This window comes from Kitasatospora sp. NPDC057965, from assembly GCF_042887135.1.
Lineage (GTDB): Bacteria > Actinomycetota > Actinomycetes > Streptomycetales > Streptomycetaceae > Kitasatospora.
Map to the genome: position 1 here is coordinate 192,817 of NZ_JBHVPZ010000005.1, position 19,447 is coordinate 212,263.

The following is a 19,447-nucleotide window of genomic DNA, read 5'->3' on the forward strand; positions in this document are numbered from 1 at the left end:
ACCGGTCCAGACACGTCATTGCACACGTCGAATCCGTACGTCCGATTCCGATCCGAAAAAGTCGTCGGACGGCGGACCGTCATTCGAGAGAAATTCACTGGCGTCACACCCGCCACCCGGCCGCGCGCCGACCGGAAGCCCGAATTCCTTATCATTCGAACGTTTGACGGATTATTGAAAGCGACGGCTTTCCGACCCTCCGGTGAATTCCGATCCCTCGGGGACCTCCCCCGACGCGGAGGGCCTACTGGTCACCCCCGTGGCCCCGCACGCCGCGTTCAACCGCTCCGTGTTCCTCTCCAGCGGCGAGCGGCCCGACCTGGACGTCCTGCCGCACAGCGGCGACCTCGCCATCGAGGCCGACGGCCTCCTCGTCGGCCACGTCGCACCGGGCGACACCGTCGCGGTCACCATGCCGCCCGCCGCCGCCCGCGTCGTACGGCTCGGCCACACCACCTTCTACCAGCGGGCCCAGCGCAAACTCCGGCTCACCGGCTCGGCGGAACACGGCTGACTCCGCCCGCCGGCCGGCCCGTACTCCCGCCGCATCGGACCGGTCCTGCTCAGTTCGGGCCGACCGTGGCGAGGTGTTCGCGGGCGGCCGCCAGGTGGCGGGCGGCGGCGGCGAAGTGGTGGGAGACCAGCGGGAGGACCTGCGGTTCCGGCCTTCGGGTGAAGGCCTCGGCCGCCTCCAGCGGGGCGGTGGCGCGGAGCAGCAGCTCGGCGGTCTCCGGCCCCTGCGGACCGGCGCCGGCGGCCGCCTTCAGGCCGGCGGCGGTGCGGCGCAGCAGGATGAGCGCGTCCTCGGCGTCCGGCGGGCCGTCCGGGAACTCATGGCCCCACCACGACAGTTCGACGGTGACCGCGCGCAGGTGCAGCTCGCAGCGGCGGAACCACCAGGTGGTCCACGAGGCGGGCAGGATCGCGGTCCTCGGACTCACGTTGTTACTCGGCACAGGCCGATCATGTCCCACAAAGTCCGCTTGCACGCGGGTAATCCGGAAAAGTCGGTCCCGTTGTCATCAGCCGATCATCAGCCGACCGCCGGCCCCCTCCGCGCGTGCCGAGGTGGCCGGCGGGGTCCCAGGGTGCCGTGCACCGCCCGGCCGTCGAAGAGGGTGAGGTCGACCGGGAGGTCGGGCAGGTCGTGCGGGGAGGTGTCGGCGAGGCGTCCGCCGAGGACGCAGAGGTCGGCGACCTTGCCGGATTCGAGGGTGCCCTTCCAGTGCTCGGCGAAGTCCTGGACGGCCGGGGCGGAGGTGTAGGCGCGCACCGCCTCGGGGAGGCCGACGCGCTCCTGCGGTCCGCTGGTGCGGCCGGTCGCCTTGGACTCGCGCAGCAGCATGGAGGCGACGCCGCGGCGCCAGTCCGGTTCGGTGATCGGCGCGTCGGAGCTGGCGCACAGCCGTACGCCGGCCGTGAGGGCGGAGCGCACCGGCCACATCCGCCCGGAGCGTTCGGTCCCGACGACCTCGTCCATCAGGTCGGAGATCGTCCATTTGATCGCCGGGTTCATGTTGACGCCGTAGCCGTGCTCGGCGAGCAGGGCGAGGCTGCGTCCGGTCGCGAAGTCGCCGTGGATGAGGTAGTGCCGGGCGTCGGAACGCGGGTGGGCGCGCTGGGCGGCGGCAAAGGCGTCGGCGACCGTGTCGATCGCCCGGTCACCGGTGACGTGGACGCCGATCTGGTGGCCGGCGGCGTGCACGGCGGCGATCATCGCGGTGAGTTCGGCGGCCTGGAGCGCGGGCGCGGCGCCGTGCACGCACAGCGCGCCGTGGCCGCCTCCCCGGTAGGCGTCGTGCATCCAGGCGGTCCGGTTGGGCGGCACGCCGTCGGCGAAGAGCTTGACGCCGAGGACCGCGAGCCGGCGCGGGTCGATGTCGTCCAGCGGCAGTGCGGCCAGTTCGGCGAGCCCGGCCCGGACGTCCGGCAGGCCGCCGCCCATCGGGGAGGGCAGCAGCAACAGGCTGACCCGGGCGTGCAGTTCGCCGCCGCGGGCGAGGTCCAGGTAGCTGCGCAGGGCGCCGGTGCCCATGGCGCCGGCCATGATGCCCTCGCCGCCCGGCCCCAGGCCGGGTTCGGTGTAGCTGGTGGTGCCGAGGGCGTGCAGGGCGCTGATCGCGCCGGTGATCGCCGCGCGGCGGCGGTGCTCGTCGGCGCGCGGGATGTGCGCGTGGACGGCGCGCTGGGCGGCCTCGCGGAGGATGCCGGTGGGGTGGCCGGCCGGGTCGGCGTCGATGGTGCCGCCGGGCGGGGGCTGGGTGGCGGGGCCGATGCCGGCCGCGCGCAGGGCCGCCGAATTGACCCAGGCCATGTGGTCGGAGAAGTCGGTCAGGCAGACCGGGTTGTCCGGGGCGGCGGCGTCCAGGTCGGCACGGTCGGGCAGGGTCCGGCTGCCGTCGCGGCACTCGGCGAGGTAGCCGACGTCCCAGCCGCGGCCGACGATCCACTCCCCCGGCGCGGCGGCGCGGGCCGCCGCGGCGACGGCCGCCACGATGTCGGCGATCGAGCGGACGGCGGGGAAGTTGAGGTCGAGGGCGAGCGGCGGGCGGTTGAGGCCCCAGGCGTGGCCGTGCAGGTGCGAGTCGTTGATGCCGGGCAGGACGGTGCGGCCGCGCAGGTCCACCACCCGGGTGGCGGGCCCGGCGTGGCCGAGCACGGCGGCGGTGCTGCCCACGGCGGTGATGACGCCGTCGCGCACGGCCAGCGCCTGGGCGGTGCTGAAGCCGGCGTCGACGGTGAGCACATCGCCGTCGACGAGCACGAGGTCGGCGGGACGGGATTCGGCGGGGCGCGTTCGGACGGGCATGGGGTCGGCGGGAGGGTTCACGGGTGTCAGGGCCCCTCGGGGGAGACCACGCCGCGGTCCGCCCAGTACGGCTCGACCAGTTCGCGCACCTGCTCGGCGCCGACCCGCTCCAGCAGCTCCAAGGCGCCGACGTTGTCGGTCAGCTGCCGCATCCGGCTGGCGCCGAACAGCACGGTGGCGGTGGCGGGATGGGTGAGCGCGAAGGCCACGCACAACTGCGCGGGGGTCGCGCCGAGGTCGGCGGCGACGGCGGCCAGCCCGCCGGCGGCCTCGGTGATCCGGTCGCGGATGCCGCCCGGGTCACGGCCGATCTCGCGTGCGGGGCTGGTGCGCCCGGCCAGGATGCCGCCCTCCAGGATGTCCGAGGCCTGGAGCGAGAGGCCCTCGGCGAACAGCTCGGCGAAGGGCTCGCCGTCGGGGACGGCGCGGCGGCAGGGGCTGTACTTGAGCTGGGCGAGCTGCGGGCCGGGCGAGCCGGCGGCGCGGGCGTGCTCGCGGATGGTACGGATCGCTGTGGCGGACCAGTTGTTGACGCCCCAGCAGCCGATCAGGCCCTCCTTCTCCAGCTCCGCCAGCTCCTCGGCGATCGCGCGCAGGTCGAGGTCCTCGCGACGGATGTCGCCGAGCACGGCGAGGTCGGCGTGCTCGACGCCGGCCCGGAACAGGGCGTTGGCCAGTTGGTCGCGCAGCGAGAGCTGCGGGTAGGGCTCCAGCCAGAGCTTGGCGGAGAGCAGGTAGTCCTCGCGGGCGAGGCCGCCGGCCCGCACGATGGCGGAGAACAGCACGTCGGTGAAGACCGGCGGGTGGCCGGGGATGCCGTAGACGGCCACGTCGAACAGGTTGATGCCGAGGTCCACGGCGTGGCGGACCATGGCGACGGCGTCGCCGAAGTCCATCCGGTCGTAGGTGTGCCAGGAGCCGAGGGACAGCGCGGACACCTCGGGTCCGGCGGTGCCGAGCCGGCGGCGGGGGACGACGGTCATGATGGTCCTCACGGGGTCGGGGGATGACGGAGGGGGCGGGCGGTCGGGTGCTCGAAGGTGGCACCCGGCGCCCCGGGGCGGGACACAGGGACATGAGGGGACGCCCCGGGGCGCCGGGCGGATCGGGGCGCCGGCGGCGGAGGGCCGCCGGCGCGGAGCGGGCCTGGGTCAGGGCAGCCAGGGGTGCACGACGGCCTTGGTCTGCTCCAGGCGGGCCATCGCCTCGATGGCCCCGCTCGCGCCGCTCAGCCCGACCGGGTCGCTGAACAGCGCGTCCCAGTCGAAGTGCGAGCGGAAGGCGGCCAGGAACTCCACGGCCCGGTGGTAGTCGCCGACGTCGCCGTTGAGCGAGCCGAGCACGGTCAGCTCCTTGCCCATGACGGTGCCCAGCGGCAGCTCCTGGAGGGCCGGGCCGGTGGTGCCGACGACCACGAACCGCCCACCCCAGGCGGCCAGGTCCACCGCCTCGGCGCCGACGCCGGGCGCGCCCGCGAGGTCGATCACCAGGTCGGCGCCGCGCCCGCCGGTGGCGGCGAGCACCGCCTCGCGGCGGGCCTCGGGGCCGTCGGCCAGACCCAGCGTCAGGTCGGCGCCGAACTCGGCGGCGAGTTCCAGGCGGCTGTCCGGCGCACCGATGGTGATCACCGGACCGGCGCCGCCCGCCTTGGCGACGGCGGTGGCGACGATGCCGAGCGCGCCCGCGCCCTGGATCACCACCGAGGAGCCGGGGCGGGTGCCGCCGGCCCGGTCGAAAGCGTGCAGCACGGTCTTGACGGCGCAGCCGGCCGCGGCGGCCCAGGTGGACTCGACCTCGTCGGGCAGCAGGTACTTCTGCGCGTTCGGGACGACGTAGTTGTACTCGGCGAGCCCGGCGGTGGCATAGGGGTGGCGGTCGGCGCGCTGGCGGAAGCCGTAGCCGCGGTCCTCGCAGGCCACCGGGGTGCGCAGCACGGTGCAGCCGTAGCAGTACCCGCAGGTGGACTCCGACCAGCCGATCCGGCGGCCGACCGCGACCGGGCGGCCGAGCGCGTCCACGGTGCCCTCCCCCACCGCGACCACGGTGCCGGCCGTCTCGTGGCCGAGGACCAGCGGCAGCATCCCGGGCAGCGACATCGCCCCGCTCCACAGGTGGACGTCGGTGGCGCACAGCGTGGCGCAGTCGACGCGCACCAGGGCGGCGCCCGGTTCGATCCGCCGGGGCAGCGGCAGCTCCTCGATCACCAGCGGCTCGCCGTGGGCGTGCAGCACGGCGGCCCTGGTGCCGGTCGGAAGCGTCATGGTCCTTCGTCTCCTTCGTTCCCCTGGTCCACGGTCCGGGCGGGTGCCCGGTCCGGTCATCTGCTGTGGGCGGTGTCCCAGACCTCGTTGCGGCTGCGCCACCAGAGCAGCACCACGATGACCAGGAAGGGCACCACGCCCTGGTACTTCTGGATCGCCTCGACGGAGGCGGACAGGCCCTCCAGGCAGCCGAGGACGAGGCCGCCGAGCAGGGTCAGCGGCAGGCTGCGGAAGGCGCCGAGCATGGCGACCGCCAGCGCGGTGTTGATGAGCTTTCCGAGGGTGGAGAAGTCCCCGCCCAGGCGCGGGGCGGCCAGCACCACCACCAGCGTGGTGACGGCGCCGATGGCGGCCCACACCGCGACCGCCAGCTTCGCCACCGGGATCCCGACCACCTCGGCGGTGGCGGGCTGCTCGGAGAGCGCCTGCAGGCGCAGACCGAGCCGGGTGCGGCCGAGCAGCAGGCCGACGCCGACGGTGATCAGCGCGGCGAAGGCGATGGTGACCAGCACGGACTGCGGGATCACCACCCCGCCGAGGGTGAGCACCGGCTTCTCGAAGGGGCTCGGGAAGGTGTGCGCGCCGGTGGTGGTGGAGCCGAACAGCCGCAGTCCGGCTGCCATCACGGCGACGTAGACGGCGACGGTGACGGCCGCCTTGGTGTTCTGCGAGTGGCCGGCGAACCAGCGCACCAGCACGGTGCCGAGCAGGGCGGACAGCGCCGCCCCGGCGAGCACCCCGGCGGGCAGGGCCAGCCAGAGGCTCACGCCCTCGTCGGTGAGGCTGACCATGACGAAGGCACCGATCGCGCCGACGGCGGCCATCGCGAAGTTGACGGTGGCGACGAGCCGGTAGGTCAGGACGACGCACAGGCCGAGCAGGGCGTAGACGCCGCCACCGGTCAGGCCGGCGAGCGTGGAGTTGAGCATGGGACGCCTCCTGGGGTCCGCCGGGGGTCCTGCGGGGTCGGGGTCACTTCTTGCCGGGGACGACGAAGCCCTCGGGCAGGACCTTCCAGGTGCCGTCGACGGCCTGGACGAAGCGGCTGCCCTGGACGGGGTTGTGGGCGTCGCCCTCGCCGAACACCCAGGGGGTGCCGACCATCGGGTAGTCGACGGGCTGCATGGTCTTGAAGGCCTTGGTGACGGACTCCCGGTCGATCGTCCCGGAGATGCCCTTGAGGACCTGCACGAAGAGGTCGGCGGCCATCACGCCGCCCTGGCTGAAGGCGGTCTTCTGGATCTTGTTCTTGTCGACCAGCCGGGACCAGCGCTCGTTGCCGGGCAGGGTGGTGTCGGTGTACGGCTGCCACTCGGTGCCGGCGTAGACCTTGAGGCCGGCCGGGATGGCCTGGGCGTTGGCGTCGGTGTAGCTGTTGGCGCCGACGATGAAGTCGACGTCGTCCATGCCCTGCGTCTTCGCCTGCGCGAAGTAGGGCCCGACGATGCCGTTGTAGAGCACGGCCTGACAGCCGGCGCCCTTGTCGGCGACCAGGTACTTGGTCGGATCGCCCTCGGCGATGGCGAGCTCCTTGTGGGCGAGCTGCTTGCCGGTCAGCTCGGTCCACTTCTTGATCGCGTCCTCGATGCCGCCGCCGCTGCCGGGCAGCACGGTGTAGTCCAGGCAGACCTTGTCGTGCTTGAGCACCTCGGAGGCGTAGTAGAGGTTGGCGGTGAGCAGGTTGAACGGGCCGGGGTTGACCGGGGCGATGTTGGGGCTGGTGAAGCAGGCCGGGTCGACGCCGACGGCCGGGATCGAGACGATCTTCTCCTTGCCGTAGGCGGCGCGGTTGAGGCCGCAGTCGACGGCGCTGGAGGAGCCGACCAGGGCCACCACCTTCTTGGACTTGACCAGGTCGACGGCGGCCTCGGTGGAGCGCTGCGGGTTCATCGCGTCGTCCATGCTGACGAGTTCCAGCTTGCGGCCGTTGATGCCGCCGGCGGCGTTGACCTCGTCGAAGACGGCCTTGACGGCCTGGGGGACCTCGGGGGTCTGGAAGAGTCCGGTGATGCCGTTGATCGAGCCGACCTTGATCGGGCCGGACTCCGAGCCGGAGCCGGAGCCGTCGCAGGCGGTGGCGCCGAGGGCCAGTGCGGTGGCGGCGGCGAGGGCGGCGAGCGGCCGGGCGTGCGTCATGGTGCACTCATTCCGTTCTGTGGGGGCGCGCCGGAACAGGGGTACAACGCGGTCCCGCGCGAGGGTGGGTGTGGGGGTGTGCGGGAGGGGCGGGGCCGTGCGGGGCCGGTCAGCCGACCGGGAGGTCCGCGGTGCCGAGGTAGGCGGCCATCACGGTGGGGTCGGCGAGCACCTCGGCGGTCGGGCCGCCGGCGATGACGTGGCCGAAGTCCAGGACGGTGACCTCGGAGCAGGCGGCCTGGACGAGGTCCATGTCGTGCTCGACGAGCAGGACGGAGACGCCGTAGCGGGCGGGCACCTGGGCGAGCCGGCGGCCGAGGGCGAGCGATTCGGCGGCGGACTGGCCGGCGGCGGGCTCGTCGAGCAGCGCGACGGCGGGGCGGGCCGCGACGGCGGCGGCGACGTCCAGCAGGCGGCGGGCGCCGGCGTCGACCAGGGAGACCGGCAGGCGGCCGGGCGGGCAACCGAAGAAGTCGAGCAGTTCGTCGGCCTCCTCGGTGGACAGGTGGCGGCCGGCGCCGATCGTGAGGTACTCGTACTGGGTGAGCTCCGGGGCGATGGTGGTGGTCTGGAAGGTGCGGCGCAGGCCGCGGGTGGCGCGGGCGCTGGGGCTGAGCCTGTCGAGCGGGGTGCCGGCGAGCGCCACGCTTCCCTGGTACCCGCCGACGAAGCCGGTGACGGCGGCGATGAAGGTGGACTTGCCGGCGCCGTTGGGGCCGATCAGGCCGACCACCGCGCCCCGGGGGACGGTGAGGTCGACGCCGTCGAGCGCGGTCACCGGGCCGTAGCGGACGGTCAGTCCGCTGACGGTCAGGGCCGGCTCGCCGGTGGCGACGGTGGCGGGGGCGGCGAGCGGTTCGGGCACGGCCGGGCGGTCGGCGGCGGTGGCCTCGTGCTCCTTCAGGAAGGCGCGGGCGGCGCGCTCGCGCTTGCGGGAGCGGGTGAAGTCGGTCTGGCTGACGCCGCTGCGCAGCGCGAACACGGCGCCGACGCCGAACAGCATGCCGCCGAGGTCCTGCGGCAGGTCCAGCTTCTCCAGGACGGTCGCCATCACCGCGCCGAAGATGCCGCCCATCACGGCGCCCTCGGGGTTGTGCGGGCCGATCATGATGGCGACCGCGAACAGCGCGAGCGACTGCATCATGGCGAAGTTGCCGGGGACGACCAGGCCCAGCTGGCCGGCCATCAGGCCGCCGCCGACGCCCGCGACGAAGGCGCTGATCGCGAACGCGGCGAGCTTGCTGCGGGCGACCGAGACGCCGTGCGCGGCGGCGGCCCGCTCGGAGTGCCGCAGTTCGGTCCAGGACATCCCGAGCCGGGTGCGGTTGAGCAGGGCGAGGCCCAGCGCGATCAGCGTGAAGACGATGACGACCAGGACGAAGTAGGCGCCGTCCTCCTCGAACAGGGCGGGCCGCTCCAGGGTCCTGAGCTCGGCCATGCCCGGCATCTGGTTGGCGTTCAGCACGATGTCGGCGGAGACCGCGAAGCCGAAGGTGACCACGGCCAGGTTGACGCCCCGGATGCGCAGCGCGGGCAGGCCGATCGCGACACCGACCGGGACGGCGGCCAGGCCGCCGAGCACCAGCCAGACCAGGAAGCCGCCGGGGGCGTCGGCGACGTTGAGCCGCAGTACCACCCAGGCGCCGATCGAGGCGAAGGACATCTGGCACAGCGACATCACGCCGACCCGGCCGACGATCACACCGTAGCTCTGCATGATCACGGCGCTGACCACGGCGGTGATCGCCAGGTAGACCCAGTAGGCCGGGAGCAGGGTCGGGACCAGGACGCAGGCGGCGACGGCGGCGCCGAGGCCGGTGAGCAGCGCCCGCCGGTCGCCGGCGAGTCTTTCGGTGAGGCTCATGCTCCCCCGCTCTCCGCCGGGCCGCTGCCCGGGCCGTGGTCCGCGACCGCCGCGCCGACGGGCTGCGGGGTCGCGCCGAAGTAGAAGTCGTGCAGCCGGTCGGCGTCGCCGCGCAGTTCGGCGCAGGGGCCGTCGTAGGCGAGCCGGCCCTTGCTGAGGACGTAGGCCCGCTCGCCGATCTCCAGCGCGAGGTGGGCGAACTGCTCGATGAGGAGCACCGCGATGCCGAGGTCGACGAGGTCGGCGACGGCCTTCATCAGCCGGTGGACGACCACCGGCGCGAGGCCGGAGGACATCTCGTCGATCAGGACGGTCTTCGGCCGGGAGACCAGGGCGCGGCCGAGGACGAGCATCTGCTGCTCGCCGCCGGAGAGGTGGCCGGCCTGCAGGCCGCGGCGCTTGTCCAGCTCGGGGAAGAGCCGGTAGGCCGTGTCGAGGTCGGCGCCGTCCCGCTGGGCGACCAGCAGGTTCTGTTCGACCGTCAGAGTGCGGAAGACGCTGCGGGACTGTTCGACGTAGGCGAGGCCGGCGGTGGCCCGGCGGTAGGTGGACAGCTTGTCCAGGGGCGTGCCGTCGAGGGTGACGGTGCCGGAGGTGCAGCGCACCAGGCCGGCGATGCCGTCCATCAGGGTGGTCTTGCCGGCGCCGTTGGCCCCGAGCAGGACGGTGACCGAGGCGGGGGCGACGTCCAGGCTCACCCCGTGGACCACGGGGGCCTCGGCGCGGCTGATGCGGACGTCGCGCAGGGCGAGCGCGGGTGTCATCGTTCGGCTCCGCAGGCGGCGCGGATGGCGTCGGCGACCAGGGCGTGGGCCCGGGGGGCGTCGGTGAGGTCGGTGGCGAGCAGGCCGAAGAAGCCGTGGATGAGGCCGTCGAACCGCACCAGCGAGGTCTCCACGCCGGCGGCGGCGAGCGCGCGGGCGTACTCCTCGCCCTCGTCGCGCAGCACGTCGTACTCGGCCTCCAGGACCAGCGCGCGGGGCAGTCCGGACAGATCGCGGGCGCGCAGCGGGAGCAGGTAGGGGTCGGCGAGGTCGGCGGCCTCGCGCGGGTACTGGGTGAAGAACCAGTCCATGCTGTCCTTGGACAGGAAGTAGCCCTCGGCGTAGTCGCGGTAGGAGACCCGGCCCTCGTCGGGGTGGGCGACCACCGGGGAGACCAGTACCTGGAGGGATATCCGGGGTCCGGCCTGGTCGCGGGCGCGCAGGCTGGTGACGGCGGCGAGGTTGCCGCCGGCGCTCTCGCCGCCGATGGCGAGGCGCTGCGGGTCGACGCCGATCGTGGCGGCGTTCTCGTGCAGCCACGTGAGGACGGCGTAGCAGTCGTCGGCGGCGGCCGGGTAGCGGTGCTCGGGGGCGAGCCGGTAGTCGACGGAGACGACCACCGCGCCCGCGGCGGCGCACACGGCTCGGCAGGAGAACTCGTTCTCGTCGAGACAGCCGATGGTCCAGCCGCCGCCGTGCAGCCAGATGAAGGCGGCGAAGGGGCCCTCGCCGTCGGGGGTGTAGATCCGCACGGGGATGTCGCCGGCCGGGCCGGGGACGGTGGTGTCGGTCACCGAACCGACGGCGGGCAGGGTCTCCGGCATGATCCAGGTGGTGCGGAACTGCTCGCGCATGGTCGCTGCATCGAGTTCGACGGGCTGGGCGGGCTGCTCCGCCGCACCGGCCCGGTCGATGATCAGCTGTGCCTCGGGGTGCAGGGGCATCGTTTACCTCCGATTGCCCGGGTGCCGCTGGGGGTTCGGCACTCGAAAATCGTATCTGATTCCATGTACGTTAAGCAGTCACAATCCACGGTGTCCAGAGCTGGGAGCAAGATGATGCGCAACGGATTCCAGGCCGGAATCACCACAGCTGACCTGGTCATGCAGGGTGGCCGCGTGCACACGATGGACGGCGCCCGCACGGTCGGCGAGGCGCTGGCGGTGCGCGGGGGCACCGTCGTCCGGGTCGGCACCGACGCCGAGGTGGCCCCGCTGATCGGGCCCGGCACCAGGGTGGTGGAGCTGCGCGGGCGCTCCCTGCTGCCCGGGATCAACGACTCGCACCTGCACGGCGCGTGGCTGGGCACGATGTGGCCGGACACGCTGATGGCGCAGCTGGCGGCGGCGCCGGACGGCGGCTTCGGCGACGACGGGCACCGCCACGACCACGCGGGCGAGGGGCCGGCGCTGGCCGCGCTGACCAGCTCCGCCGAGCGGCGCCGGGCGATCCTGCGCACCGGCGAGCTGCTCTCCTCGCTCGGCATCACCAGCTACACCGAGCCCGGCCTCGGACCCGGCGAGGACGGCGGGCCGACCGGCTGCTTCTCCTCCGCCGTGCTGGCCGAGTACGCCGAACTGGCCGCCGAGGGACGACTGCGGGCGCGGGTCACCGCGCTGCTGCTGTTCGGCCTGCTGGACGGCGCGAGCAGCGCCGCCGACCTGCACCGCGGACTGACCGGGTTCGCCGCGCCCGCCGAGGTGCCCGGCTGGTTCCGGGTGGCCGGGGTGAAGATCTTCGCCGACGGCATCCCGCCGATGGGCAGCGCCTGGAGCGAGGAGCCGTACGCCGACGGCGGCCACGGCGACCTGCTGGTGGACGGCGCGGACGCGGGCGAGCGGGAGGCGAACCTGCGCGCGATGATCCGGGCCGCGCACGCGGCCGGCCACCAGGTCGGGGTGCACGCCACCGGCAGCCGCACCACCCGGGTGGTCACCGAGGCCTTCGCCGAGGCCCGCGCGGCGGACGGCCGGGACGGGCGGCACTACCTCATCCACGGCGACGTGCTGCACCCGGCGACGCTCGCCGCGATGGCCGCCGCCGGGGTGGGCCTGAACACCCAGCCGGGCATCGCCGCCGCGACCGCCGCGATGCTCGCCGGGGCGCTCGGCACCGACGCGCTGGCGCACGCCTGGCCGGTGCGCGACGCGCTGGCGGCGGGCGTGCCGCTCTGCCTCAGCTCGGACGCGCCGGTGCTCGCCCCGGACTGGCGGGCCGGCGCGGCGGCGGCCGCCACCCGGGCGGTCGAGGCCACCGGCCGCGACCAGCGGATCGCCCTGACGGAGGCGCTCTACGCGTACACCGCGGCCCCGGCGCGGCAGGACGGCGCCGAACACTGGAAGGGCACGCTGGAGGCCGGGATGGCGGCCGACCTGTGCCTGCTGGACGCGGACCTGCGGGAGGTCGCCCCGACCGCGCTGCCCGAGGTGCCGGTGGCGATGACCGTGCTGGACGGCCGGGTGGTGCACGAGCTCTGACCCGCGGCCCGGACCTCCCGCGCGGGAGGTCCGGGCCGGTCCACGCTCAGCCCGTCGGCGCGTCGGTGCCCCAGGAGGCCCCGGGGTGCACGACGTCGCGGTCCAGCCAGAGGCCGGAGACCGCCGCGCGCAGCTCCTCCCCGTGACGCTCCAGCAGCTCCAGCGCGCCGAGGTTGGCCTCGAACTGCTCCGGCCTGCTGGCGCCGAACAGCACGCTCGCGGCGGCCCGGTGGGTGAGGGTGAAGGCGAGGGCGAGCTGGGCGGGGGTGGCGTCGAAGCCCTCGGCGATGCGTCGCACCTGCGGGTAGGACTCCCGGATCCGCTCGCGGATGCCGCCCGGGTCGGCCCCGATCTTGCGCTGCGGGTGCAGCTTGCCGGCCAGGATGCCGCCCTCGAAGACGTCCGAGGCCTGGAGGCCGAGCCCGAACTCGTCGAACAGCCGCCCGTAGGGCTCGCCCTCGGGCACCGAGCGGCGGGCCAGGCTGTACTTGAGCTGGGCGAAGGACGGCGCGACCAGCCCCTCGGCCCGGGCGAACCGGAAGGCCTCGGCCAGGTCGTCCGCCGACCAGTTGTTGACGCCCCAGGCGGTGAAGCGCCCGGCCCGCACCTGCTCGGCGACGTCGGTGACCACCGCCGGGACGTCCAGCCTGCCGAGGTAGTCGCCGACCACCACGAAGTCGGCGCGGTCGGTGCCGACCCGGGCCAGCGAGACCTCCAGCTGCTCGGCGAAGGAGGCCTTCGGGTAGTCCCAGAGCCACAGCTTGCCGCAGAGCAGGTAGTCCGCGCGGGACAGGCCCGCATTGCGCACGGCCTCGCCGAAGAGGATGTCGGTGACCGCGTTCTCCGCGTGCGGGCCGAAGTCGTAGTGGGCGACGTCGAACAGGTTCACCCCGCGCGCGACGGCGCGGGCGACCAGGTCGGCCGCCTCGTCGGTGGTCATCCGGTCCCAGGTGTTCCACGAGCCGAGGCCGAACACCGGCACCTCGGGGCCGTCCGCGCCGAGCCTGCGCCGGGGCACCGCCTGCGGGCCGCCGTCCGGGGACACGGTTTCCGAGAACTCCACGCCAACCTCCTGAGGATCCGAGTGGTCCGGCTCTGGCCGCCGGGAAGGCGATCGTATAGCATCCGGCATATTCTTTGACCGTCAAGGAGGACGCGATGTCCCTTCGCCCGGAATCCCCCCGTTCCGCGGACCCGGCCCCGATCGTCGAGGTGGCCGTCGGCTACATGGCCGCCAAGCAGCTGTTCGCCGCCGCCGACGCGAACCTGTTCGCCGCACTGGCCGACGGCCCGCTGGACGTGCCGCAGATCGCCGAGCGCACCGGCCTGCCCGAGCGCACCAGCCGCATCCTGGCCGACGCGATGGCCGGCCTCGGCCTGCTGGAGCGCACCGACGGACGCTACGCCAACTCGCCCGGCACCGCCACGTACCTCACCGGCGCCGAGGGCCAGATCGACCTGCGGCCGTTCCTCACCTTCCTCGACGAGATCAGCTACGGCCACTGGCTGGGCTTCGGCGACACCAGCCGCACCGCCGAGCCCCAGCAGCTCGACTTCGGCGGCGAGCGGATGACCACCTTCCTCGGCGGCGTGATGACCTACAACGCGCTGCACGCCCGCCAGCTGGCCGAGCACTACGACTTCACCGCGCACGAGCGGGTGCTGGACCTCGGCGGCCTGTCCGGCTCCTTCCTGGCCGAGGCGCTCACCGCCGCCCCCGGCCTCAAGGGCACCTTCTTCTCGGCCGGCGAGCTGGTCGGCCACGCCCGCGACGTGCTGGCGGCGGCCGGGGTCGCCGACCGGGTGGACATCGTCGAGGGCGACGCGGTCGCCGGGGACGTCCCCGGCGGCTTCGACCTGGTGCTGCTGGAGCACGTGGCGCACCGCTTCGACGCCGGGCAGAACCTCGCCATCGCCCGCCGGGCACGCGCGGCGGCCGCCGAGGGGGCCAGGCTGGTGCTGCTGGACTTCTTCCTGGACTCCGACGACAAGCAGCGCGCCATCGACGCCCTGCACGCCGGCGAGTACCTGGTGATCGACGGCACCACCGTCTACCCGGAGGACGAGGTCCGCGGCTGGCTGCGCGAGGCGGGCTGGGAGCCCGTCGAGACCCGCGCGCTGCCCGGCAGCCCGCGCATCATCATCGCGGAGGCCCGATGAGCACCGAGGAGAGCACGGGCACCGGGGGCCGGGTCGTCCTGGTCACCGGGGCGGCCAGCGGCATCGGCCGGGCGGTCGCCGAGGCCTTCGCGGCGGCCGGGGACCGGGTGGTGGTCGCCGACCTCAACCGGGCGGCGGCCGACGCCGTGGCCGGGGAGATCGGCACCCGCGCGCTGGCCGTCACCATGGACGTCACCGACCGGGCGAGCGTGAGCGCGGCGCTGGCCGAGGCCACCGAGCGGTTCGGCCCCGTCGAGGTGCTGGTCAACAACGCGGGCCTGGCGGGCGGCGGCGGTGCGCTGATCGACCTGCCGGCCGAGGTCTTCGACCTGGTCGTCTCGGTGAACCTGCGCGGCACCTTCACCGTCACCCAGGTCGTCGGCCGGCAGATGGTGGACAGCGGCCGGGGCGGGGCGATCGTCAACATCAGCTCGATCGGCGCCCGCCAGCCCACCCCGGGGCTCGGCCACTACGAGGCCACCAAGGCCGCGGTGGACGCGCTCACCCGCACCGCCGCCCTGGAGCTGGCCGGGCACGGCATCCGGGTCAACGGGGTGGCCCCCGGGCCGGTGCACACGCCGATGACGGCGCCGCTGATGGACGACGCGGCGGCGCGCGGCGCCTGGGAGGCGCGGATCCCGCTCGGCCGGATCGCCGACACCGGCGACCTGACGCCGCTGGTGCAGTTCCTCGCCTCGGCGCAGGCCCGGCACATCACCGGCGCGGTGGTGCAGGTGGACGGCGGCCAGCTGCTGGTCTGACCCCCGGGAACCCGGAAGGGGCGGGAGTCCTCGTGGACTCCCGCCCCTTCGGGCCGTACGGAAGGGCTCGGTCGGACGGCTCAGCCGGACGGCTTGGCCTGGTGCAGCGCGTCGGCGGTGGCCGCCTTGTGGGCGCAGGCCACCCGCTCGATCTCGGCCGCGTCGGCGCCCTGCTCGATCAGGTCGAGGATCTGCTCGTGCTCCACCACCGAGCGCCGGGCCCGGCCCGGCACATAGGTGAAGGTGGAGCGGCGCATGTGGTCCAGCCGGGCCCACTCCTCCTCCAGCAGGGAGCGCAGGTGCGCGTCCGGGCAGTGCTGGTAGATCGAGAAGTGGAAGGTGCGGTTGAGCGCGGTGAACGCGGCCGGGTCGAACTCGTCCAGCGCGGCCACCATCCGGGCGTTGATCTCCCGTGAGGCGGCGATCTGGTCCGGCGTCAGCAGCGGTGCGCAGACGGCCGTCGCGTACCCCTCCAGCCGGGCCAGGATCTGCAGCGAGTGCTCGACCTGGACGGCCTCGAAGACCGCCACCCGGGCACCGATGTTGCGCACCACCTCGACCAGGCCGTCCGACTGCAACCGGCGCAGCGCCTCGCGCAGCGGGATGGTGCTGACCCCGGTCTCCTGCGCGAGCTGGTTCATCACCAGGCGGTAGCCCGGGCCGTACGTGCCGTCGAGGATGCGCGAGCGGAGCAACTCGTAGCTCTGCTCGGCCTTCGACCCGCCACCGCTGGTTCGGTCCTTCGCGGAACCCAACGCCGTTCCCTCATCCTTCCTCAGCACGGCCTTCGCCCCCGTGGCGGACCGCCGGGCGGTCCGCGCGCCCCCGGCGGTCACCGGGCGAGGGCCTTCAGCACGACGCCGCGGAACTCCGCACCGGCCAAGGCCCCCAGGTGGTCGCCGGGAACGGTCACCAGCTCCGCCCCGTCAAGGGGAGCAACGATACTCTCGATGCCCCGCGTCATCACATCGTCCGCGCCGACGACCACCACCGGGGCGGTCCGTCCGGCCCAACGCCCGGGTGTGAAGGGGGTGTTGCGCAGGCCCTCGACGCAGCGGGCGAGGGCGGCGGCGCGTTCGCCGCGGGAGCGGACCAGGCCGGCGATCATGCCGGTGAGGGGGTCGGCGGGCTCCGCGCCGTCGGCCACCGCGCGGTGCAGCGCCTCGACGTCGACTCCGGCGAACGGCTCGAAGGGGCTGAGCCCGCCGAGCACCACCCGGCCCACCCGCCCGGGTGCGGCCGCCGGGAACTCCCAGGCGAGCCGGGCACCGAGGGAGTAGCCGACGAGGTCGAACTCCCCCACCCCGGCGGCGTCCAGGGCGGCCAGCAGCCGGGCGGTCAGGGCGTCCGCGCCGGCCCCGGCGGCGTCGGCCGGGTCCGGCGAGGCGCCGTGGCCGGGCAGGTCCGGCACCAGCACGGTGCGGCCGGTGGCGGCGATCGCGGCGGCGGTGCCGGGTGCGATCCAGTCGGTCTCGCCGTCGGAGGCGAAGCCGTGCAGCAGGACGACGGGCGGCTCGCCTCCGACGCCACCTCCGTCGCCCTCCTCCGGCGTGATGATCCGCACCGCCAGGTCGTCGCTCCGGTTCATGAGCACTGCACCTCTCCCCTGTTTTCGCATACGATTTTTGATAGTACTGCACGCCCACCCGCCCTGCCATCGCTTCGACCGGGTCGGTCGCGCCTGCGGATCATGTGCGAATTCACATCCGATCAACCATGGCCAGCGTCGATCACGTCCGCTATCGTGCATGATGCCGTATACGATTCTAGGAGGGCAATGTGGCACACCCCCTCGGACTGTCGCCGGGAAAGATCATCGCGGTGCACCTCAACTACCGCAGCCGAGCGGCCGAGCGCGGGCGGACCCCCGACGCCCCCTCCTACTTCCTGAAGCCCCCCTCCTCGCTCTCCTGGAGCGGCCGGCCCGTCGTCCGCCCGGCCGGGTGCGAACTGCTCGCCTTCGAGGGCGAGATCGCGGTGGTCATCGGCAAGCGGGCGCACCGGGTCACCCGCGAACAGGCCCTGGAGCACGTGGCCGGCTACGCCGCCGCCAACGACTTCGGCGTCTACGACCTCAAGCACGCCGACCTCGGCGCCAATCTGCGGGCCAAGGGCCGCGACGGCTACACCCCCGTCGGCCCGGCACTGCTGACCGGCGTCGACCCCACCCGGCTGCGGCTGCGCAGCTGGGTCAACGGCCGGCTCGTCCAGGACGCCTCCACCGAGGAACTCCTCTTCCCCGTCGACCTGTTGATCGCCGACCTGTCCCGCTCGACCACCCTGGAGCCGGGCGACGTGCTGCTGATCGGCACCCCGGCCGGCTCCACCGTGGTCCAGCCCGGCGACGTGGTCGAGGTCGAACTGGAGGAGAGCGGCCGGCTGCGCAGCGAGGTGGTGGCCGAGGAGAGCGGCGTCATCGAGTACGGCGCGCTGCCCCGGGCCACCGAGGAGGCCCGGCAGGCCGCGTACGGCTCCGTCCGGCCGCCCGCGCCCGCCACCGAGGCCGCCGAGGCCGCCCCCGCCGGGCTGGACGAGCGGACCGCCGCCCTGCTGCGCACCGTCTCCACCGCCACCCTCTCCGCCCAGCTGCGCAAGCGCGGCATCGACCACCACTTCATCGAGGGCGTCCGCCCGGCCCGCCCCGACCTGCGGATGGTCGGCACCGCACGCACCCTGCGCTACCTGCCGCTGCGCGAGGACGTCTTCGCCGAGATCGGCGGCGGGATGAACGCCCAGAAGCGCACCGTCGAGGAGCTGCTGCCCGGCGAGGTGCTGGTGATCGGCGCGCGCGGCGAGCACGGCTCCGGCACCCTCGGCGACATCCTGGCACTGCGCGCGCTGCGCCGCGGTGCGGCCGGCGTGGTCACCGACGGCGGCCTGCGCGACAGCCCCTCCTTCGCCGGCCTCGACCTGCCCTCCTACTACGCCGGGCCGCACGCCGCCGTGCTCGGCCGCCGGCACGTTCCGATGGACTCCCAGGTGCCGGTGGACTGCGGCGGGGTGCTGGTGATGCCCGGCGACGTGCTGGTCGGCGACGCCGAGGGCGTCGTGGTGATCCCGCCCGCGCTGGCCGCCGAGGTCGCCCGGGACGCCGCCGCCCAGGAGGACGAGGAGCGCTTCGTGCTGCGGCAGGTGGACGGCGGCGCCGGCATCGACGGCCTCTACCCGATGAACGCGCACTGGCGCGCCCGCTACGAGCGCGAGCGCCAGGGCGACTGACCCTCCGCCCTTCCTCCCCTCCCCCCACTCCCCCACGGAGACCCGATGAAGTTCCGAAGCGACCCGTCCGTGATCCGCGGCTCCCTCGCCCCCGTGGTCACCCCCTTCACCGACGACGGCGCCGTCGACCACGACTCGCTGCGCGCCCTGGTGCGCTGGCAGCTCGACTCCGGCTCGCACGGCATCTCGCTGGGCGGCTCCACCGGCGAGCCGAGCGCGCAGAGCGTCGCCGAGCGGATCGCCGCGATGCGCACCGCCGCCGAGGAGATCGCCGACCGGGTGCCCTTCCTGCCCGGCACCGGCTCCGCCAAGCTCGACGAGACCCTCGAACTCACCGCCGCCGCAGCCGAACTCGGCGCCGACGCGGCCCTGGTGATCACCCCCTACTACGCCCGGCCCACCCAGGAGGCGCTGTACCGCTGGTACGCCACGGTGGCCCGGGAGTTCCCGGACCTGCCGCTGGTCGTCTACAACGTGCCCTCGCGCACCGCCGTGGACATCGAGCCGGAGACCGTGCGCCGGCTGTTCACCGACTTCGACAACGTCGTCGGCGTCAAGGAGACCACCAAGGACTTCGAGCACTTCTCCCGGGTGATCCACGCCTGCGGCTCCGAACTGCTCGTCTGGTCCGGCATCGAGCTGCTCTGCCTGCCGCTGATGGCCCTCGGCGGGGCCGGCTTCATCAGCGCCGTCGCCAACCTGGCGCCCACCGCCGTGGCCCGGATGTACGAGCTGTGGGAGCAGGGCGACCACGCCGGCGCCCGTGAACTGCACTACCGCCTCCACCCGCTGGTCGACCTGCTGTTCGTGGAGACCAACCCGGCCCCCGCGAAGTGGGTGCTCGCCCGGCAGGGCCGGATCGCCTCCGACCACGTCCGACCGCCGCTCACCACGCCGACCGACGCCGGCCTGGAGCGGATCCGCGCGCTGCTCGCCGCCGGCGGCGACCTCACCCAGCAGCTGTGACCGCGGGCTCCACCGCCCCGCCCCCCACGA

18 protein-coding genes are annotated in these 19,447 nt (G+C 74.1%); 6 read left to right on the forward strand and 12 right to left on the reverse strand.

The features are described from left to right. Window positions 1-202 precede the first annotated feature (202 nt). Window positions 203-514 (forward strand): hypothetical protein, encoded by a 312-nt coding sequence (locus tag ACFVVU_RS08295; RefSeq protein WP_387788768.1) that lies wholly within the window; start codon window positions 203-205, stop codon window positions 512-514. Window positions 515-563: 49 nt separating this feature from the next. On the opposite strand, the gene ACFVVU_RS08300 is transcribed toward ACFVVU_RS08295, so the two are convergent. The 9 genes from ACFVVU_RS08300 to ACFVVU_RS08340 all read right to left on the reverse strand — a co-directional run bounded on the left by ACFVVU_RS08300 (window position 564) and on the right by ACFVVU_RS08340 (window position 10,778). After that, complete coding sequence (locus ACFVVU_RS08300; protein WP_380683959.1) at window positions 564-941, reverse strand: hypothetical protein; 378 nt, start codon at window positions 939-941, stop codon at window positions 564-566. 92 nt (window positions 942-1,033) lie between these two features. Continuing rightward, complete coding sequence (locus ACFVVU_RS08305) at window positions 1,034-2,809, reverse strand: amidohydrolase (RefSeq protein WP_387788769.1); 1,776 nt, start codon at window positions 2,807-2,809, stop codon at window positions 1,034-1,036. A 26-nt stretch (window positions 2,810-2,835) separates the two neighbouring features. Next, the gene (locus tag ACFVVU_RS08310; RefSeq protein ID WP_380689827.1) at window positions 2,836-3,792 is read right to left on the reverse strand and encodes an aldo/keto reductase; all 957 of its coding nucleotides are present in this window, start codon (window positions 3,790-3,792) and stop codon (window positions 2,836-2,838) included. A gap of 168 nt (window positions 3,793-3,960) precedes the next feature. After that, entirely contained in the window at window positions 3,961-5,070 is a 1,110-nt protein-coding gene (locus ACFVVU_RS08315) for a zinc-binding dehydrogenase (protein WP_380686458.1), read from the reverse strand. 56 nt (window positions 5,071-5,126) lie between these two features. Then, window positions 5,127-5,999 (reverse strand): branched-chain amino acid ABC transporter permease, encoded by an 873-nt coding sequence (locus tag ACFVVU_RS08320; protein WP_355363347.1) that lies wholly within the window; start codon window positions 5,997-5,999, stop codon window positions 5,127-5,129. 43 nt (window positions 6,000-6,042) lie between these two features. Continuing rightward, a complete protein-coding gene (locus ACFVVU_RS08325; protein ID WP_380686460.1) occupies window positions 6,043-7,206 on the reverse strand; it encodes an ABC transporter substrate-binding protein in 1,164 nt (387 codons plus the stop codon). A 109-nt stretch (window positions 7,207-7,315) separates the two neighbouring features. Continuing rightward, a complete protein-coding gene (locus ACFVVU_RS08330; RefSeq protein ID WP_387788770.1) occupies window positions 7,316-9,070 on the reverse strand; it encodes an ATP-binding cassette domain-containing protein in 1,755 nt (584 codons plus the stop codon). Continuing rightward, window positions 9,067-9,834: an ABC transporter ATP-binding protein gene (locus ACFVVU_RS08335; RefSeq protein WP_380686464.1), complete on the reverse strand. Its 768-nt coding sequence runs from the start codon at window positions 9,832-9,834 to the stop codon at window positions 9,067-9,069. The genes ACFVVU_RS08330 and ACFVVU_RS08335 overlap by 4 nt, the downstream gene beginning before the upstream one ends. Continuing rightward, a complete protein-coding gene (locus ACFVVU_RS08340) occupies window positions 9,831-10,778 on the reverse strand; it encodes an alpha/beta hydrolase (protein WP_387788771.1) in 948 nt (315 codons plus the stop codon). Before ACFVVU_RS08340 ends, ACFVVU_RS08335 begins: the two co-directional genes overlap by 4 nt. A 111-nt stretch (window positions 10,779-10,889) precedes the next feature. On the opposite strand from ACFVVU_RS08340, the gene ACFVVU_RS08345 reads away from it, so the two are divergent. Further along, window positions 10,890-12,311: an amidohydrolase gene (locus ACFVVU_RS08345; protein ID WP_387788772.1), complete on the forward strand. Its 1,422-nt coding sequence runs from the start codon at window positions 10,890-10,892 to the stop codon at window positions 12,309-12,311. Window positions 12,312-12,357: 46 nt separating this feature from the next. Here ACFVVU_RS08345 and ACFVVU_RS08350 read toward each other — a convergent pair whose 3' ends face one another. Next, window positions 12,358-13,374, reverse strand: coding sequence for an aldo/keto reductase (locus ACFVVU_RS08350; protein ID WP_387788773.1), 1,017 nt, complete (start codon window positions 13,372-13,374; stop codon window positions 12,358-12,360). Window positions 13,375-13,469: 95 nt separating this feature from the next. On the opposite strand from ACFVVU_RS08350, the gene ACFVVU_RS08355 reads away from it, so the two are divergent. Both ACFVVU_RS08355 and ACFVVU_RS08360 read left to right on the forward strand, forming a co-directional pair. Next, window positions 13,470-14,471: a methyltransferase gene (locus ACFVVU_RS08355; protein ID WP_380685617.1), complete on the forward strand. Its 1,002-nt coding sequence runs from the start codon at window positions 13,470-13,472 to the stop codon at window positions 14,469-14,471. Further along, on the forward strand, window positions 14,468-15,232 hold the full coding sequence (locus tag ACFVVU_RS08360; RefSeq protein WP_387788774.1) for an SDR family NAD(P)-dependent oxidoreductase: 765 nt from the start codon (window positions 14,468-14,470) through the stop codon (window positions 15,230-15,232). The genes ACFVVU_RS08355 and ACFVVU_RS08360 overlap by 4 nt, the downstream gene beginning before the upstream one ends. Window positions 15,233-15,312: 80 nt before the next feature. Here ACFVVU_RS08360 and ACFVVU_RS08365 read toward each other — a convergent pair whose 3' ends face one another. Both ACFVVU_RS08365 and ACFVVU_RS08370 read right to left on the reverse strand, forming a co-directional pair. After that, window positions 15,313-15,987 (reverse strand): GntR family transcriptional regulator, encoded by a 675-nt coding sequence (locus tag ACFVVU_RS08365; protein WP_380685621.1) that lies wholly within the window; start codon window positions 15,985-15,987, stop codon window positions 15,313-15,315. Between the two features lie 77 nt (window positions 15,988-16,064). Continuing rightward, the gene (locus tag ACFVVU_RS08370; RefSeq protein ID WP_387788775.1) at window positions 16,065-16,820 is read right to left on the reverse strand and encodes an alpha/beta fold hydrolase; all 756 of its coding nucleotides are present in this window, start codon (window positions 16,818-16,820) and stop codon (window positions 16,065-16,067) included. 191 nt (window positions 16,821-17,011) lie between these two features. On the opposite strand from ACFVVU_RS08370, the gene ACFVVU_RS08375 reads away from it, so the two are divergent. Together ACFVVU_RS08375 and dapA are read left to right on the forward strand one after the other, a co-directional pair. After that, window positions 17,012-18,451, forward strand: a complete 1,440-nt coding sequence (locus tag ACFVVU_RS08375) for a fumarylacetoacetate hydrolase family protein (RefSeq protein WP_387788776.1) — start codon at window positions 17,012-17,014, stop codon at window positions 18,449-18,451. 45 nt (window positions 18,452-18,496) lie between these two features. Continuing rightward, window positions 18,497-19,417 (forward strand): 4-hydroxy-tetrahydrodipicolinate synthase, encoded by a 921-nt coding sequence (gene dapA, locus ACFVVU_RS08380; RefSeq protein ID WP_387788777.1) that lies wholly within the window; start codon window positions 18,497-18,499, stop codon window positions 19,415-19,417. Window positions 19,418-19,447 lie beyond the last annotated feature (30 nt).